Origin of the sequence: Enterovibrio coralii, from assembly GCF_001559595.1 — a bacterium.
Lineage (GTDB): Bacteria > Pseudomonadota > Gammaproteobacteria > Enterobacterales > Vibrionaceae > Enterovibrio > Enterovibrio coralii.
In genome coordinates this window covers 36,252-53,958 of sequence record NZ_LNTY01000030.1, presented here as the reverse complement: position 1 = coordinate 53,958, position 17,707 = coordinate 36,252, and the positions used below count along the sequence as shown (strand labels likewise).

Annotated in this window: 16 protein-coding genes and 1 pseudogene; 10 read left to right on the top strand and 7 right to left on the bottom strand. The window is 46.6% G+C overall.

Translation table 11 applies throughout. The annotated features are described in order from the left end of the window. Positions 1–127 precede the first annotated feature (127 nt). Positions 128–1,026, top strand: a pseudogene (locus ATN88_RS28575) (LysR family transcriptional regulator). A gap of 54 nt (positions 1,027–1,080) precedes the next feature. On the opposite strand, the gene ATN88_RS09650 reads toward ATN88_RS28575, so the two are convergent. From ATN88_RS09650 to ATN88_RS09640, 3 genes are all read right to left on the bottom strand, one after another. Next, positions 1,081–1,839: a carbon-nitrogen hydrolase family protein gene (locus ATN88_RS09650; protein WP_067414778.1), complete on the bottom strand. Its 759-nt coding sequence runs from the start codon at positions 1,837–1,839 to the stop codon at positions 1,081–1,083. A gap of 134 nt (positions 1,840–1,973) precedes the next feature. Continuing rightward, positions 1,974–2,399: a VOC family protein gene (locus tag ATN88_RS09645; protein WP_067414774.1), complete on the bottom strand. Its 426-nt coding sequence runs from the start codon at positions 2,397–2,399 to the stop codon at positions 1,974–1,976. Positions 2,400–2,522: 123 nt separating this feature from the next. Beyond that, a complete protein-coding gene (locus ATN88_RS09640) occupies positions 2,523–2,852 on the bottom strand; it encodes a DHCW motif cupin fold protein (protein WP_067414771.1) in 330 nt (109 codons plus the stop codon). A 243-nt stretch (positions 2,853–3,095) separates the two neighbouring features. On the opposite strand from ATN88_RS09640, the gene ATN88_RS09635 reads away from it, so the two are divergent. Next, positions 3,096–3,983 (top strand): DMT family transporter, encoded by an 888-nt coding sequence (locus tag ATN88_RS09635; protein ID WP_067414768.1) that lies wholly within the window; start codon positions 3,096–3,098, stop codon positions 3,981–3,983. On the opposite strand, the gene ATN88_RS09630 is transcribed toward ATN88_RS09635, so the two are convergent. Beyond that, the gene (locus ATN88_RS09630) at positions 3,940–4,575 is read right to left on the bottom strand and encodes an HAD family hydrolase (protein WP_232313041.1); all 636 of its coding nucleotides are present in this window, start codon (positions 4,573–4,575) and stop codon (positions 3,940–3,942) included. The genes ATN88_RS09635 and ATN88_RS09630 overlap by 44 nt on opposite strands. A gap of 186 nt (positions 4,576–4,761) precedes the next feature. Between ATN88_RS09630 and ATN88_RS09625 the strand changes: the two genes are divergently transcribed. The 7 genes from ATN88_RS09625 to ATN88_RS09595 all read left to right on the top strand — a co-directional run bounded on the left by ATN88_RS09625 (position 4,762) and on the right by ATN88_RS09595 (position 13,425). Then, positions 4,762–5,556, top strand: coding sequence for an aminoglycoside 6-adenylyltransferase (locus ATN88_RS09625; protein ID WP_067414765.1), 795 nt, complete (start codon positions 4,762–4,764; stop codon positions 5,554–5,556). A gap of 217 nt (positions 5,557–5,773) precedes the next feature. Next, positions 5,774–7,888 carry a methyl-accepting chemotaxis protein gene (locus ATN88_RS09620; RefSeq protein ID WP_067414762.1) on the top strand — a complete coding sequence of 705 codons (2,115 nt, stop codon included), beginning with the start codon at positions 5,774–5,776 and terminating at the stop codon, positions 7,886–7,888. Positions 7,889–8,268: 380 nt separating this feature from the next. Then, positions 8,269–9,576 (top strand): PTS cellobiose transporter subunit IIC, encoded by a 1,308-nt coding sequence (gene celB / locus ATN88_RS09615; RefSeq protein ID WP_232313039.1) that lies wholly within the window; start codon positions 8,269–8,271, stop codon positions 9,574–9,576. A 3-nt stretch (positions 9,577–9,579) separates the two neighbouring features. Further along, positions 9,580–10,542, top strand: coding sequence for a N(4)-(beta-N-acetylglucosaminyl)-L-asparaginase (locus tag ATN88_RS09610; RefSeq protein ID WP_067414756.1), 963 nt, complete (start codon positions 9,580–9,582; stop codon positions 10,540–10,542). Positions 10,543–10,557: 15 nt separating this feature from the next. After that, positions 10,558–10,866, top strand: coding sequence for a PTS sugar transporter subunit IIB (locus ATN88_RS09605; RefSeq protein WP_067414753.1), 309 nt, complete (start codon positions 10,558–10,560; stop codon positions 10,864–10,866). Positions 10,867–10,871: 5 nt separating this feature from the next. Beyond that, the gene (locus tag ATN88_RS09600; RefSeq protein ID WP_067414749.1) at positions 10,872–11,189 is read left to right on the top strand and encodes a PTS lactose/cellobiose transporter subunit IIA; all 318 of its coding nucleotides are present in this window, start codon (positions 10,872–10,874) and stop codon (positions 11,187–11,189) included. 298 nt (positions 11,190–11,487) lie between these two features. Beyond that, the gene (locus ATN88_RS09595; RefSeq protein WP_067414745.1) at positions 11,488–13,425 is read left to right on the top strand and encodes a hypothetical protein; all 1,938 of its coding nucleotides are present in this window, start codon (positions 11,488–11,490) and stop codon (positions 13,423–13,425) included. 44 nt (positions 13,426–13,469) lie between these two features. On the opposite strand, the gene ATN88_RS09590 is transcribed toward ATN88_RS09595, so the two are convergent. After that, complete coding sequence (locus ATN88_RS09590; RefSeq protein WP_067414742.1) at positions 13,470–14,303, bottom strand: hypothetical protein; 834 nt, start codon at positions 14,301–14,303, stop codon at positions 13,470–13,472. A 153-nt stretch (positions 14,304–14,456) separates the two neighbouring features. Beyond that, positions 14,457–14,969: a ClbS/DfsB family four-helix bundle protein gene (locus ATN88_RS09585; RefSeq protein WP_067414739.1), complete on the bottom strand. Its 513-nt coding sequence runs from the start codon at positions 14,967–14,969 to the stop codon at positions 14,457–14,459. A 524-nt stretch (positions 14,970–15,493) separates the two neighbouring features. Here ATN88_RS09585 and dcuC point away from each other — a divergent pair. Then, positions 15,494–16,855: a C4-dicarboxylate transporter DcuC gene (gene dcuC, locus ATN88_RS09580; RefSeq protein ID WP_067414736.1), complete on the top strand. Its 1,362-nt coding sequence runs from the start codon at positions 15,494–15,496 to the stop codon at positions 16,853–16,855. A gap of 89 nt (positions 16,856–16,944) precedes the next feature. Here dcuC and ATN88_RS09575 read toward each other — a convergent pair whose 3' ends face one another. Further along, on the bottom strand, positions 16,945–17,541 hold the full coding sequence (locus tag ATN88_RS09575) for a DJ-1/PfpI family protein (RefSeq protein ID WP_067414733.1): 597 nt from the start codon (positions 17,539–17,541) through the stop codon (positions 16,945–16,947). Between the last annotated feature and the right edge of the window lie 166 nt (positions 17,542–17,707).

Here is a 17,707-nt window from a genome sequence, read left to right as displayed (position 1 = left end):
GACTCCATTGACGATGAATTCTGAATCGATGAAGCCAGTCTATCTGTCAACCACCCAAACTTTTAGATGAAAGATACCTAAAAGATTATTAGGCTAAAGCTAATAATCAAAAAGGGTAACAGCAGAGATGAACGGTGCCACTTACAACCAACTCGTCATGTTTCACACCATTGTTAAAGAAGGCAGCATATCTCAAGCAGCCAGAAAGCTAGAAATAGCACCACCTTCGGTCAGTCAGGCGTTAAAGACTTTAGAGGCCCAACTTGGGCTTCCACTTTTCACTCGCACCACCCGAAAGATGGAGCTCACTGAAGCTGGGCAATTGTTGTTAGAGCGCACCCTTGCGGCAACCTCAGAGCTTGCTGTTGCAGTTGAAAGCATCAGAGACTTGAGTATTCAGCCTTCGGGTAAAGTCAGGCTCACAACGCCACGCTTCTTTTATCAATACTGCTTAAACCTATCTACGCCGATTTTTGTAAACAGTATCCGGATATTCAGTTGGAAATATCTGTCTCTGACGCCGCTGTGAACATCATTGATGACGGGTTTGATGTCGGGATCCGATTTGGACACAAAATCGAAGAAGGCATGATTGCAAGGCCCCTCACTAAAGACTGTCGCGAAGCCCTGTTTGCGTCTCCCGCTTATGTTGAAAAACACGGCGCGCCGAAAACCTTGCAAGACTTGCAGCAGCACAAACAAATTCAATACCGCTTTATTACCTCCAATCAGCTCGCGCCTCTTGTACTCACTGACAATGGCGAGCAAGTGACCGTTGCGATGCCAGCCTCGCTGATCGTCAATGACACGGATTTGATGGTTGATGCCGCCACAAAAGGGCTCGGTATTGGTCGCTTAGTCGAACCTGTCGTTGAAGAGCAATTGAAGCAACAAACGCTTATCCCGATATTGGAGCAACACTGGCACACCTATCCTGGCATGTATGTGTATTTCCACCAGAACACTCAAAAGGCTAAACGCGTTAGGGTACTAATCGACTTTCTGGTCGCACGCATGAACGGATAAAAGAGGATATGAGAAGTTAAAAGCCAGTACTGGTACGTACTGGCTTTTCTCGCGTTACGGCAAAGCGATGAACTCACTGGAAACGAGCACTTTTTCACACAAAGTGCACAAAGCAAATCCCTCTTGAACCGCATTGGCAAGCAGAGTGCGGTCACCGCTTGTCGTCCACACGCTGCTGTTTCCGCCTGTCTGCCACCCGCCCGATTCACCCACAAAATTCGACAGTAACACTGGCATACTTGTCTGCTTCGCTATGTCAGAAAGTATCTTCGCGTCTGCTTCAAACCCACCGACAGAAATCAACGCGCTGACGAGATAGACATCGGCATTCTCTGCGATGGCATCCTTTTGGTGCTGCGGATGCGTAAAGTCCGCGCAAATCGCTAACGCGACTTTTACTCCATTGATAGCGATAAAACAGTTACCCTCGCCCGCCGCAGCATAAACCTCTTCACCACTGTGTAGATACTGTTTGGCATAGGTGGATGTTTGGCCGTTTGGGCACGCGATAATCGCACCAATAAACGGCTTCCCCGAGTCGTTTTGAAGTGGCGCGCCAGCAATGATCATCACGTTAAGATCTTTGGCTAATTGGCCGAGGTCGTGTTCCACATCACTGTGAGCAGGTAATGCATTGTTTTGCAGTAAAGCGAGCTCATACCCTGTCAAAGAGAGTTCGGGAAAAACGACAATATCTGCGCCGTGATCGGCAGCGTTTTGAGTAAGTTGTCTGTGCTTAGCGAAGTTGGCGAGCATGTCGCCTTTAGAGGGGGAGAACTGACAAAGTGCGATGGAGACTGTTTCGTTAGACATCCTATTTCCTTAGCGGGAAAGCGTGGAGTCTAATAGAAGGAAATGACATGACTACCGACTTACTCTCGAAGTGAGGGTTCTGTCATGTAAATTCCCGTCTTTATAACCATTGATAACAAGCCACTATCTTCCTGTTACAAAAGGTAGTCGTTTCGCTTTACCGGGTCATCAGAGAGGTACTCGATAAATTCGAATTCAAGGTTATTGCCGTCGAGGTAATAAACACTTTTTCGATAGGGATGCTCACCGCCCATGTGGTCGATTTCATACCCCGCAGTCGTCAAACGTTCAATGACATCATCAACACTCGGCACCACGATCCCAAGGTGTTTCACCCCCGCCCAATGTGCTTTCCAGTCACCGATTTCGCCTTCACCACCGCTTTGCAGTGTCACGTAAGAATCATCATCACCTACGTGATACCACACTACCGGTTTTCCAAACCAATCAAGGTCTCCCTGACCACGAATCGACCACTCGGGTATTGCAGACGTCAGAAAATGAATCGATGCCATCGGGTCGGCCAGTTGGATATTTGCATGCTCAAAGTAGCTCTTCATCGCCTATCTCCTTATTATTTTTATTAAGTAAAGCATTTAATTTACCAAATCCAAATAGCAAGGCATGTGAACTCGGAATCGCTTCACAAAAGAATGAAAAGAAAAGCAACAACGCTTCTGACGCTAATCAACCACAAACAGCGTCGCACCTTCTTTGGTGGACGAGCGATGCGCTTCAGCATTATCCGCCACTTGGTAACTCATGCCTGGCTTTAAGACATGCACGCTACCATCATCAAGCTCGGTGGACAGCTCACCAGACAGGCAGAAAAGTACATGTCCTTTTAAACACCAATGATCGGCTAAATAGCCCGGCGAGTACTCCACAATTCGAACGCGGATATCACCGAAATGTTTGGTTCGCCAGAGTGCAAATCCCGTTTCGCCTTGGTGCTTTGTTGGCTCAATCGTATCCCAATCGGTCACATTGAATGGAATGTCCGTCATTTTCATTGCTCGCTCTCCTTAGCAAAAATCACAGTGTCGGCTGTCGCCTCTCTCAGTCAACATACCGCGTTCAGCACACGACGTTGAGTATGCCGCTCCATGTTACATGTTTGCATTTCAGGCTTGTGCAATGCCGCAAAGCAATCAGGTTGAACGTGTTACAAGGCAGTGGAACAATGCAAAAGATAGGGAAAGTCTAGATATTTAGTCGTTGTTAGCGATAAACACCGAACACATATAAGGAAAGGAATGACAGATAGACGCGCCGAACTCTTGCTTGTACTCACCACCATACTCGCTGCAGGCGGATGGATTTTCAGTAAAGAATCCCTGGCTGAGATGCCAACGTTCGCTTTTCTCGGATCACGCTTTTTTCTCGCGTCTCTCATATTATTGGCTTTTTGCTACAAGGACTTACTGAAAGCATCCTTACAAGAACTCCGAAAAGCCTTTGGATGCGGCCTCCTGCTCGCCATCGCTATCTTGCTTTGGATTTACTCCTTGTCGATAAGCGATACGCTAGGTGAAGGGGCGTTCATCATGAGCTTAACCATGCTCTTCGTCCCTTTTATCGGCTGGCTTCTGTTCAAACAACCGCCTAATGCGTCGTTTTGGATTGCATTGCCTGTTGCACTTTTAGGGTTAGGCTTTTTATCACTGGCCAATGGCTGGGAGTTGGCAAGCAGCCAAGTCTGGTTTTTAGCGTCTGCTTTTACCTTTGCCTTTCAGTTCAACATTGTCAGCCGCGTCGCCAAAACCCTACCGACCATGTTACTGACATGCATTCAGTTGTTTGTAACAGGTATTCTTGGGCTGACCTTGTCATTCCTTTTCGAAGAAGTGCCTACGAGCATTAGCCCCGATATATGGTTGTGGTTTGCCATGAGCATCGTACTGGCGACATGCCTGAGATTTGTTTGCCAAACACGAGGCCAGAAAGGCACCACCGCCACCAATGCGGCGTTTATTATGATCCTTGAACCCATTTTTACAGTGATTTTTAGTGTGCTCTGGTACAGCGAACCCATGCCGCCACAGAAGGTCATTGGATGCCTACTGATTCTAACCGCCTTGATAGGCTATCGCGGCGGGTTCAGCTGGATTGGCAAGCGGATGTTAGCTGCGCGGGGAAGTTAGCTGATTTTTTGCCAACGCATGTACTTATGATCGGCCAAAGCAGCATGGCAAGATCTTCGTCGGTATCCCCATAGGCATACACAGAAACGTATTGAGATAGATTGACGCGATGTTTTATTCGTTCAACCTTTCTCGCTTTACTGCAATCACCATAAACATACCGACCTGTATAGCGGCCATCCACTGCCTCAAGTTCACTGCAAATCAGTTCAATGCCATTTTGCTGACACCAAATGGCAAGGTAAGGGTTTAACGAAGCAGAGACCACATAGATGTCATCACCGTTTTCTTTATGCCACGCCAAACGTTGTAAGGCTTCCTCTCTCATTACATGAGCTAAGAATTCATCAACAAACTGCTTAGCTTGGACATCGACGGTCTCTACCTTTCGACGCCAAAATGCTGCACCAGCTACAATCGGGCGTGTCTTACTCGCAGGCAAAATACCGAGCTTATAGAGCAGAACCACTGGCCAAATTAACGCAAAACCAGCGAGTTTCCGCTTTCCGGACGTAGCAAAGAGCACAAACGCCGTAAAGCAGTCATCGTTTGTCACCGTACCATCAAAATCAAATAGGGCTAGGTTCGCCATTTCATTACTATTACTTCTTCGCTTAGCGTTGTCTCTTAGCGAGTACCGTCTTTTTGCATGCGCGAAATATATACCCAAACATCAAATTTTACTTTCTTAAAATATGCGGCTCTGTCATTCTGTAATGCTGCGCTGATTTTACCGCAGTGGGCTGTTGCACAGCTTTCTACTTCTAATAGGTAAAATATGAAATATCCACATTCCCTTCCTCAAGCCCATAAGCAGCTATTGGACGACATTATCCGCGTTTTTTCTGCTGATCCGCGTGTTGTTGGCATTGGTGCCAGCGGCTCTTTCGCCTCTGATTCAATGGACGATTATAGCGACCTCGACATTGTTATTGCTGTCGAGCCCACGCACTTCGACGGCGTCATGAAAGAACGCTTCCAACTTATCGACAAAGTGAATGGCCGCGTATCAGGTTTCACTGGCGAGCATGTTGGCGAACCTCGCCTTATCATCACCATGTTTGAGCCAAACACACTCCATGTTGACTTCAAATTCGTCTCACTCCCTGATGCAGCAGTGCGCGTTGACGATACCCAAGTACTTTGGGAGAAAGACTCTTGTTTGACTGACACCTTTGCAACCCGAGAACCTCATTATCCGCAGCCAAATGCACAGTGGATTGAAGACAGGTTCTGGACTTGGATTCATTACGCCGGCACCAAAATAGCACGCGGTGAATACTTCGAGACTTTAGAATTTATCTCGTTTCTTCGTCATGTGGCGTTGTCGCCGCTGGCTCTGCAACAAGCAGGCTTAACGCCCTCTGGCGTAAGAAAAATTGAAACCAGACTGCCTGATTTTGCAGAAAAGCTTCGTAAAACCGTTGCCCTGCCAGAGAAAGCATCTTTGATCAGTGCGATGACGCAGTGTATTGAGATCTACCGCGAGCTAAGAAGCAAAGAGTCCGTGAAAAAGGATACCGATGCGGAAACCGCAGCAATGGCATTCTGGGACAAAGAATTCTCGAAATAAGACCATCATGAGGGGAGCAACTTGCTCCTCTCATTTGTTTACCTTCACCAGTCCAACCTATTGTGAACCAGGCTTCACATCTGTCTAAGTTGTGAGGCAGAAACGAAGATTTTTCCTCTCATCACCTCATTGAAATATTTACTTTTTTCTCGTGCTACACCACTATTGCGCACCTTTTTCTTTAGTTCCTCTTTTATCCGGTTCTAAAACACATTTTATGAAATCGATTAAGCTGAAAATCAGTGTCTTCACTGGTGTTGCTACCCTTGCCGCAATCAGTGCGATGACGGCCTTCTCGCTCTATTCCTCTTCCCAGTTGCAACAACAATCAAACCAACGCAATCAAACCCTGTTATTGGATATGTTTGATAATGGCTTGGAAGCAGAGCTCAACTTCGCAGCCCGTATCATTGCCTCAGAGCTGTCAGACAGCTTTCTTCAGACCGCATTGGTGGCCGATGCTTTTGCTCGCCAACAAGCGACCAGTTCGTTGACAACAAAAGGTGCTTTGCGCGAGAGTTTGAATTACCAGCTTCAAGGTGTTCTCAAAGCAAACCCGAACACATTGGGCGTATTCACTGCATGGGAACCAAACGCGCTGGATGGATTGGATTACCAATACAAAAACATGACGGGACACGATGAAACGGGCCGTTTCATTCCTTATTGGAACCGCGACAGTTTGGGTAACCCACAACTGGAAGCCTTAGCGGGATATAACGATGAATCCCGTGCGAACAATGGCGCGCGTGTGGGTGAATATTACCTTTGCTCGCGCGATACGCGTCAAAATTGCCTGCTGGAGCCTTACGTTTATCCGGTAAACGGCAAAAGCGTGCTGCTGACCTCTGTTGTTTCACCCATTATCGTGAACGGCCAGTTTGCAGGCGTCACGGGCTTGGATATCTCACTTTCCGCGCTCTCAGAAGTCGCTGAGTCGCTAAGCCAGCGACTGTATAACGGCCAAAGTCATGTCATGTTGGTGACAAACCAAGGCACGATTGCCGCAGACAGCAACGACCGCGCCTTGGGAGACTCGCTAGAGTCATTGGGTGTAGAAGCGAATCAATGGGCCAACAAGCTGGGTAGCAGTGACTTCCAAAGCTTTACCAGTGAGGATGGCCGTCGCATCACCGCCATGATCCCTGTTAACCCAAACAAGGATGTTGCGCCTTGGACCTTGATAGTGTCACTGGATAAAGAGCTGGTATTAAGCGAAATCGTTGCCCTCCAGTCAGAAGCAGACAGCGACCAAAAAGAGCAAACGCTGCTGTCTCTCGCCATGGGCCTGTTGGTCTTGGTGGTTAACCTGCTTCTGATCCAAGTGATTGCAGGACGCATTGCATCACCAATCCGTTCAACGTCAGATTTTATGCTTCAAGTCGCCAATGGTGATTTCACGCGTCGCTTAGGTAAAGAAGCCGAAGCGGATGATGAGACGGGTGAGCTGGCACGTGCGTGCAATACCTTCTTGGATAAAACACAGGAAGTGATCAAGCAGGTATCCGCAACCAGTCTGGCGGTGTCCGATAACGCGATTCAATCTTCTGCGGTTTCTCAACAAACCCTGGATGGTGTCAGTCGCCAGCTACAAATGGTCAACCAAGTATCAACGGCGGCGACAGAAATGAGTGCTACCGCGCAAACCGTTGCTGCACATGCTGGTAGCGCATCCGATGCGGCTCACTCTACCCAACAAGCCGCTAACCAAGGTCAGTTAAAACTAAACGACGTACAAGCAGCCATCGAGAAGCTGGAAGCGGAAGTTTCTGAAGCAGCAGTTGTCATCACGCGTTTGGGCGAGAATAGCCAGAGTGTGCACAGCATCATCGACGTGATCAAAGGCATTGCTGACCAAACTAACTTACTCGCGTTAAACGCCGCGATTGAAGCTGCGCGAGCTGGTGCAAATGGCCGCGGCTTTGCGGTGGTGGCTGATGAAGTGCGTTCACTCTCACTTAGAACGCAAACGTCGACGCAGGAAATTTACGAGCTGATCAACCGCCTACAAGCCGATGCGACAGAAGCCGTCACTGTGATGGAAAATGGCCGTCAGAACGCTCAAGATTGCGTCTCTCTGGCGAACGAAGCGGCGGAGCAACTTAATCAAATTACGGTTGAAGTGGACAACATTTCACAGTTAAACGATGAAGTCGCGAGCGTGGCCGTTCAACAAAGCATGGTGGCAGAGCAAGTAAACCATGACTTAGCTGACATCAACCAAGTAGTGAGTGAGCTGGCAAGTGCGGCCAGCCAATCCCAAAGAAGCAGTCAAACGCTTAAGGAAAGTGCAGCATCACTCGATAACATGGTGAGTCACTTTAAAGTGTGATGACGAAAAGGGAGGCTAAGCCTCCCTTTTTTGTCTGTCCGGAGAGGCAATAATACGGAAAAGAAAAGTCAATAATCTAGTGATACTTATAAGAATTAGTCTGCGCTCCAAATTTATCAACGTCCTTGTTTCCACCTTTTAGCAAATCCCCTCAACGCCTTTCACATCTTCATTTCGTGACTAAAACCACATGTATCCTTCTGATTTAACGCTTTTGCTTAGAAGATCACACTCCTAAACGAAATCCATAATCACTTGATACTTTTTTCTATCGAATGTGATCAACCACTCTATAACCCCTTTTTGTTTAAGTGTATTTTTCCATCACATTTTGTAAGTATCACATGATTACTTAATCAGAGGTTAGTATGGAAAAGGTAATGCGGTTCATCGAAAGTCGAATGATGCCGATTGCGGGCAAAGTTGCTCAGCAGCGTCATCTTGGTGCCATTCGCGATGCGTACATCTCGTTTATGCCCTTCATCATCGTGGGTTCGGTTCTGCTGGTCATCAGCTCGTTCCCAAGTGCTGGCTATAAAGAATTCATGGCATCTGTGTTTGGTCCAAACTGGGGTTCAAACATTGAAATTCCGTTCTCTGTTATTTTCTCAGGCATGTCTTTATTCATTGCCTTTATGGTCGCTTACCGCTTGGCTGAGCGTTACAAAGTTGACCGTATTTCTGCTGGTATTCTCTCTCTTTCAGCATTCATGGTGCTGACGCCTTTTGCCAGTGTTGAAGGTGTAGGAACGGTTATCCCAACGGAATGGTTAGGTTCTAAAGGCCTGTTTGTTGCCATGATTGGTGCGCTGCTTTGGACCGAGATCTTCCGCTGGTTCATCGAAAAGCGCATTACCATCAAAATGCCTGACGGCGTACCACCGGCTGTTGAAAAGTCTTTCGCGGCACTGGTACCTGCAACCGCTGTACTTTGTTTGGCACTGGCAATCCGCCTTGGCTTTGCGAGCACCCAATACGAAACCATCCACCAGTTCATTTATGAAGTGCTAGCAACGCCGATTCGCTCTCTGGGTACCTCTTTCTTCGGCGCGCTGATGACATCTCTGACCATCACATTGCTTTGGTCTGTCGGTATCAACAGTGGCTCTATGGTTAACGGCATCATGCGTCCAGTATGGGCTGAAAACCAACAAGACAACCTGACTGCGGTAGCGAACGGTATTGCACCACCACACGTAGTGACAGAGCAGTTCTTCGACATGATTTGGATGGGCGGCGCAGGTGCAACCTTGTCTCTTATCATCGCCGTATTGATTTTCGCGCGCTCTCAGCACATCAAGAAAGTCGGTAAGCTGGCTGCGGGTTCATCCATCTTCAACATCAACGAACCTGTGCTGTTTGGTCTGCCAATCATCATGAACCCAATCATGCTGATCCCGTTCAACTTGGTACCGCTGGTTCTGGTGACCTTCCAGTACGTGGCAATGTCAGTGGGTCTGGTTTCTACCACCACAGGCGCATTCATTCCTTGGACGCTGCCTCCTGTGCTCTCTGGCTTTATCGTCACCGCCGACATCACAGGTTCCATCATGCAGATCGTCAACCTGACCATAGGTGCGATGATTTATCTGCCGTTCCTGCGAATCATCGATAAGCAATACCGCGCAACGGAAATTCCGGTTGAGCAAACGCAACAAGACACCCCGCTACAACCAGCTAAGGCGTAAGAAATGGACAATAAAAACTGGGGCATTATCGCCACGTGGAGAATGGCCTTTGATGGCATCACTGAAGGCGCAACGATGCTCCAAGACAATAAGTCAGCGACCGATGCAGTCCTGACAGCAGTAACACGGGTAGAAGACTACCCGTATTACAAAAGCGTTGGCTACGGTGGTCTTCCAAACGAAAAAGGCGTTGTCGAACTGGACGCCGCCTTTATGGATGGCACCACCATGGCATTGGGTGCGATTGCAAGTGTGAAAGATGTCGCTAACCCAATCCTGGTGGCAGAGAAACTCAGCCGTGAACGCTTCAACAGCTTCATGGTAGGTGAAGGCGCAGAGCAATGGGCCTTTGAACAGGGTTTTGAAAAGAAAGAAATGCTGACTGAGCGCGCGCAGCAGCACTACATCAAGCGTTGCCGAGAAACCTTGTATCGTGGTCTGTCCCCCTATACGGGCCACGATACGGTAGGCATCGCTGCACTGGACTTAGACGGCAACATCAGTGTTGGCACTTCCACCAGCGGCCTGTTTATGAAACGTCCTGGCCGTGTGGGTGACTCGCCGGTATCTGGCTCGGGTTACTACGCGGACAGTGACATTGGTGCCGCTACCGCAACAGGCCTCGGTGAAGACCTGATGAAAGGCTGCATCAGCTATGAAATCGTGCGTCGCATGGGCGAAGGCATGACACCGCAACAAGCGGCTGACAGCACAGTGAACGATTTAGAGAAAAAGCTTATCGCTCGTTACGGCAGAGCTGGCGACCTATCGGTCGTTTGTATCAACAAAGACGGTGATTTTGGAGCCGCGACCAATATCGACAGCTTCTCGTTTTCTGTCGAAACCTCCAAGCACCCAGCAACGATTTACGTGTGTGAGCGCAAAGGTTCTGAAACGCATTATTCCCCAGCAACACAAGAATGGCTGGACGCGTATCAGGCGCGCATCACTGCACCTATTGAATAGTCCAAGGAGTACACAATGAACAAAATTCTACTTATCTGTGACATGGGTATGTCTACTAGCCTCGTTGTTAAGCGCATGCAAGAAGCAGCAGAAGCACAAGGCATCGAAACACTGATCGAAGCGAAAGGCTCTCAGGACTTTGAAGATTCTGCAGCAGATTTCGACTGCTACCTGATTGCCCCACAGATCAGCTACAAGTTGTCAGATTTCCAAGGTGTTGCTCAGTCACACGGCCGTCCAATCGCGCTCATCAACATGATGGACTACGGCATGACAGACGGTAAGAAAATCTTGGCTCAAGCACTGACAATGATGGAAGCGTAAGAACGATGGATCACGCACAATACGAAGAATACGTAATGACCCTGATTGTGCAGGCAGGCCAGTGCCGCAGCATGCTCATGACGGCGATCCGCGAAGCGAAGCAAGGCAATTTTGACGCCGCCGATACGCTTGTCGCACAAGCTAAAGAAGCCTTGAAAGACGCACACCACATTCAGACCCAACTGATTGAATACGATGAAGGCGAAGGCAAACTGCCAGTTCACATCGTAATGGTGCATGCCCAAGACCACCTGATGAATGCAGTACTGCTAATGGACTTGGCGGGCGAAATCATCGACCTGCGTCGCGTCACTCAGCAGTAAGCAGTACCCGTAAAAACAAAGGGGAGCATCAGCTCCCCTTTTTCCTGTGGATTCCACATCCAAAACCTCTAATCCACACCTCGTCAAGACACGCATGTGAGAACTTGACGAAGGCACAATCCAACTCAACACGCTTTCACAGCGCAACAGTCATTACCTTTTGAAATAACACATTAGATGTTTTTAGATTGAGAGATTGGCGTTCTTGATATTCCGTAAAATCCCACCTTAGTACTCATTTCCAAGACCAATATTTGGTGTTTGGTAATTCCACAAAAATTAAGAAACGGGAAGCAATATGACATACAAGTCACTCGCCTTGTATTTGGCTATTTTGCTGGTTGGATGTAACAACCAAGATAGCAATACCACACAAGTGACTCCTCCTATAGAAAAGAAAAAGGAGGAGATTTTTATAACATCTGAAAAAACAACTTATTCTAAAAATGAAAAAATTACACTGAATACCACTGAAAAGACCAATGATATCACTTGGTTTTTTTCTAACCCTTCTTTGCTATCGAAAAATACAGATGGAAGCTACTCAGCAAACCAAATAGGGAGCACTGAGGTTTACGCAAAAAAAGGAGACACCAAGAGTAATTCAATTCAGATTTCAATCAATGAACTTGTCACGTCCAAGACAAGCTCAACGCTAACGTTCAACCTCGACATTGAAAAGCCATCAAATACAGAGATAAATTTGGTGGACAGCAAGCCCGTAACGTACTCGAACATTCACCTTTTTTCGGACATTTACTTCACTAGAGATGGCGAGAAAGTCTATTTAGTCAACAACACACTAGGCCCCATCAACACCTTTTACGTATCCACATCTGAAAGCAACGGCGGCAAACGCTACTCAAAACTGACCTTGAATTCAGCACTCGATGCCAAACATGTTGCAGAAGTCGAAGGGGCCGTATTTTTGGAAGTGTTTGCGAAAGGAAACTTACCGAATATACATTTGCAAAATAGTTTGTTTTCGCCCAGATTGACGATTGGTCCAGAAAACCAAAATGCACAAGTATCAGATTACTGTTCAGATATAAGTGTAAGGTGTTATCGGCCTGTTCTTGGTGATGAAATTAATGATTATGCAGTCATGGCCGTTAACATTAAGAATATTTTCAACAGAAAAAGTTTTTTAGATACCGCTAGAGAGTATCTGAAAAGCCACTGCTCAGGCTTCCCTGATTGTGTAAATTATACAGGCCAACTCGATCATGACCTTTATACTTACCTCACCATGTCAACCAAAACACAAAATGTCATTTGGCAGGTGTTCGGTAATGTGTATGGAGCCCCTCAAGGTCTGGGCGTTGGTTACAAACCGACGTTAATGAAAACATACAATGACTCTTATTGTCTTTTCAATGTGCGGAGTTGTTGGGCATCAGTTCAAGATAGGTTTGTAGATAAAACATCCTCTTTTTACAAAGATCTCAACTTTACCTTGTATAACTACATTCTCCATGAAACCGCACATGCCTATGACCTAAACCATGAGAGTGGATGGGCCTATGGCATATCCGACGAGTTGGAAAATTATCTTCGGGATTACCTATCAACTGAGAAAGCCCAGAGCCTAAACAACATTGAAGTGGCCAAACATCTTATCCAAGTGAAGGAAGTCAGTGATAAAAAGATAAAATTCAATATCCTCAGTGAAAACGATGCGTTGGCCGAAGTGAAACTTATGTTGATTTCCGAAGCACCGGTCACGTATAGCGCTGATTTAGACGTAATGGGTAATATCACGCTATCGCTCAGCGAAGCACTGACTGCACCGCTTTACCTTATTGCTAGCGTTGGTGATGATGATTTCTTGACCACGTTAAGGTTTAACAATGAAGGTATTGGTTTGCAAAAAAATACATTTACGATAGGAAACCAAACCTTCTATGTCATGAACAATGACAATGAGGAAACTCAGCACCTAACGCCCCCACAGTTCTTCCAAAAGTGTCTGATTGGTGGAGGGAGACCTGCCTACAAGTCAGATGTGTTTAAACTGTATGACTTTGTGAAGGCAAACTTTCAGTCTTCTGCCCCTATTTCATACAACACAATCATTGCAGCGGATGGCCCTAGCAACAACAGGTTCCATTACATGCAGATTAGTGACAGTGGCATTGACTATCATCACTACTGGACCAACTCCAAAATTGGTGCTGATAAGTCCATCATCTGTATTCAGGAATCAGATGTTGTGTCTCTATCAAACACCCAATAGCCGCAGTCCAAGACGACGAGAAGGTTAGTGAAAAAAGGGGAGCATCAGCTCCCCTTTTGCGTTTTGCAGTAGCCTTGCGGCGTGGCATTTTTCAACCGATTGCGAAGCACGCGTTTGTTCAGCAAGTCTTCATAGCAAAGCAAAATCGAAGGAAGACCCAATCGCGCATCAAAGTATTCGCCAGCAAGGTATTCGCTAACGGGTTGCTCGAAGTCCGCTTCGGATTCTAACGCAATCTGAATAAGTTCGGAGGCGTCCATCTGAGACCATTCAATGCCCATTTGGTTGACCACATTTTTGACAATCTCATTATCCGCAATCACTGCTCGCCTAATACCGTAAGGCAGTGCATGTTGCAGGAAATCTGCCATACGCGTTACAGACTCTTGGCCTTCCGTGCCCATCAGCGCAAAACTCACATGCGTTGTAAAGGCCTCAGTGACCACAAGAAGATGCGTCGCTTTCGAAGAGAGAATCTGTGGCAATTGAATGCAATCGATCAACACCTCTCCAAACACATCAGGCGAAGGCTTTTTCACGCGCGGCACCTGATATTTTTTCAGGCAGCGGTTGAGTACGGCACGTGACAAATCTTTGTTGATGAGCAGTTGCGAAACTTCCAACAGCTCGTCTAAAGACAGCAACAATCTGGAGCGCAGATAGACGATCAGCAGTTCTTGTTCCGCACTCAGCCTGCGATGAATGACATTAGGACGGTGAGATTTATCGTAAACATCACTTCGATTGCGCCACTTTTTGACGGTATCGATAGAGATGCTCAGCTCACTTGCCAACTCAGCATCTGTCTTATCCGAATTCTTTATGTACTTGCGTGTTCTTGGTGTTGTACTCGCATTGGAATGCAGTTTGATTTCCATTTCGGGTAGCTGGCCACACTGTTTATATCGTGGGTTGATTGTATCACTAGATTATCGAGAGGTGGGAAGTAAAAACGGTAACAAACTTAATGACACATGTCGCAACATCATAATTTAAAAAGATTTTATTTAAATAACAGTTCAAAAAATCAATTACTTGATGGCATGAGACTTTTTAAAGCGTCGCACTTTTGTACGCATATTCTTCATGGGCGATGACGTGTTGAACTGAATCATCCTGCCCATCGTCCATTGTTCATACCATGGCTCACCATAAAGTGAACGATTACTCTCTGATGCAATGACCAAAAGGATGTCAGCGACAACATTTCTCCATTCATCCAGCAATGCACCATAGGACCAGGTTTCATAACGTTGATGAAAGTGCGTGGCGAGTTCGCCAAGCTGATTCCACTTGTACCCTGTTTCGGGAAAATCGACAGCTTGATTGGCTTTTTTCAGGGCATGCCATTTCAACACCAAGTGCCCCCAACCGATGAGATACGCGAGGGTATCGCAAACACTGATCTGTGTACCTTTGATGTTCCCTTCAACTTCCAGCAATCTCGTTCTTTCGGCAGGAATTGAGACGTAGTCTTTCTCAAGTTTTATAAAGGTATCTCGAATAGCGATTTCTAATTCTGATTTCGTGGTGGGTATAGACATTCTCTTTTCCCCTTCATATTCGTTCTATAAATATACAAAAATCAAAAAGGCGAATATTTAACCCGCATCGAATTTCCATTCATCATCTTATACAAAATGCATTAATTTTAACCACCCTAGAAATTTACCACTATTAACTCATTAACATGTGCAAACCTCTAAAGAGAAACATAATGAATTTATATCAATCACTTACAAAGGCCCCGTTGGCATGAATTAACAATTTAGATTGCAAATCAACCACTTGTATCCAGTTGTTGCACGCCACTCCTGTCATACAACAAACAACCCAACTTAAATAGCAAAATTAACAATTACAAAATAATTAGTGTGATTCATTTTTAATCAATGTATTACAATGTTTTATGCAACTCACACTTACACCTTTTATTTTCCTTTTCTCATACCGTTATTAATCGAATTAAAAATAAGATGACGTCAACCAAGCAACATTAAGATGCAGGTTTTTCGAGCATCTTCAGGTGGCTTGGCGTTATCCGTTAGTAATACATATAGGTACAATAATGGTTGCAATTCTCGCGCTCCCCATCATTTTTGGGGCTGGCTATCTGATTGTTAAAAAATACAATACGCAGGCAGCACTTTTCGGTGCAGGTATTCTGATGATGATCATCGGAGCTCTGGCTGGTCAAACTGACTTTCTACCGAAAGGCGTTAGCCCATCAGGTGCAGTCGTCGTCGATTTTTTCCTTGTTATCAAAGCACTTAGCTCTTCTACACTCGCCACGTTAGGCCTCATTATTATGGCAGTGGGTGGTTTCTCGAAATACATGGGTCATATCGGTGCTGCTAACGCACTGGTTCAAGTCACAACGAAACCTCTCTCTACCATCAAAAACCCTTACGTTATCCTCGCTTTCACCTACATTCTTGGCCAGTTCCTGAACGTCTTTATTCCAAGTGCTGTTGGCCTAGCAATGTTGCTTCTTGTCGCGCTATACCCAGTACTAGTCAACATTGGCTGTACACCTGCGTCTGTCGCTGCCGTGCTGGCAACCACAGCCTGTTTGGATTTGGGTCCTGCTTCTGGTGCATCGAATAAAGCGGCGGAAGTCATTGGCGTAGATGCTGCAACCTACTTCGTTCAGCATCAGTTGACCGTGGGTATTGCCGCAGCCATCGTGATTGCTATTCTGCATTTCTTCTGCCAAAAGTGGTTTGATAAGAAAGACGCTGAAAAGGGCGTGAAATATGAGTTGAATAGCACCCAAGACAGCGCGCGTGAAGCACCAACTTGGTTTGCCATTCTGCCAACACTGCCACTGGTTTTGCTGCTGGTATTCAGTAAGTTTGCTATCACATCTATCAAAATCGATGTGGTTACCGCGATGTTCATCAGCTTGGCTGTAGCGATGCTGTGTGATTTCCTCTACACCCGCAATGGCCGCGGTGTGGCGGACTCACTGAAAGTATATCTGCAAGGTATGGGCGACGTATTCGCAGGCGTTGTATCGCTGATCATTGCTGCACAAACCTTCGTGGTGGGTCTAAAAGCGATTGGCTTTATCGACGGCCTGCTAGGCATGGCCTCGGATCTGGGCTTGGGTTACACCCCAATGTTGCTGATGCTTGTGACCATTATTGGTCTGACGGCGCTGCTATCAGGCTCTGGTAACGCAGCATTCTTCAGCTTCTCTAACTTGGCACCTGACGTTGCAGCGCAAGTAGGTGTGGCAACAGCAGCAATGGCGATGCCAATGCAGCTGGCTGCGGGCATCTTCCGTTCATTCTCGCCAGTAGCGGGTGTAGTCATGGCGTGTGCGGGTGTTGCCGGTGTTCCACCTACTGAGCTGGTAAAACGTACCGCTATCCCAATGATGGGCGGTTTGATCACCATTTTGATCATCACCATCGTAGGTGCATAACGTGCACTCTCTGTATCGCTGATATGCTTTGGCTTAACTGCGAACGTAAAAAACCGGCTTAGGCCGGTTTTTTTATTGCGAAATTGTGACTAGGCCGGCGACTTTTCAATAAAGCCCATCCCCTCTTTAATACGTTCTACATTGGCTTTAGAGGTGAGCCTTTCCACCACCGCAAAAGCGACGTCCATAGCGGCACTTGGGCTTCTGGAGGTGATGATATTGTCGTCGATGACGACTGCTTCTTGGATAACGTTAACACCCAATTCGCGCAGTTGATCCTGACGAGTCTCACTCAAATGGTACGTTGTGCCATTTCTTCCTTTTAGCACACCACTTTTCGCGATAGGAATTGCGCCGACACAGACAGACGCTATCAGCTTTCCTGCTTCATCAAATTGTCGAATTAAAGACAGAAGCCGCTCGTCAAACGCATCTTCGTAAAACCCCGAGCGTGTCATTCCACCGGGGATCAGTAAGGCATCAAACTCTTCAATGTCGATATCATTCAATTGATACTCAGGCTCTATGGTGAAATTCCACGCACACTTAATCTTTGGCCTGATACCGACAGTAACCAGTTGAATCGGCTCTAGCCCATAGGTTGTGGTCCAACCCAATGCATCGGTGAATACGCTGGCTTCGTATTCTTCGAGCCCCTGACATAAAAAGAGAATGGCTTTTTTCAACGTAACGTCCTTCAATACTTCAGCTGTCCGTGTGCATCACGCCAGCAAGGGGGCAGGTTTGATTCACAATCTTTATTCGTTTCAATGCGGAAACCGCGAAAAGAGATAGCCAGCAATTTTAACCTGTTCTCAGTAAGAGAAATGCGGTGTTTGTCGACAACCAAAA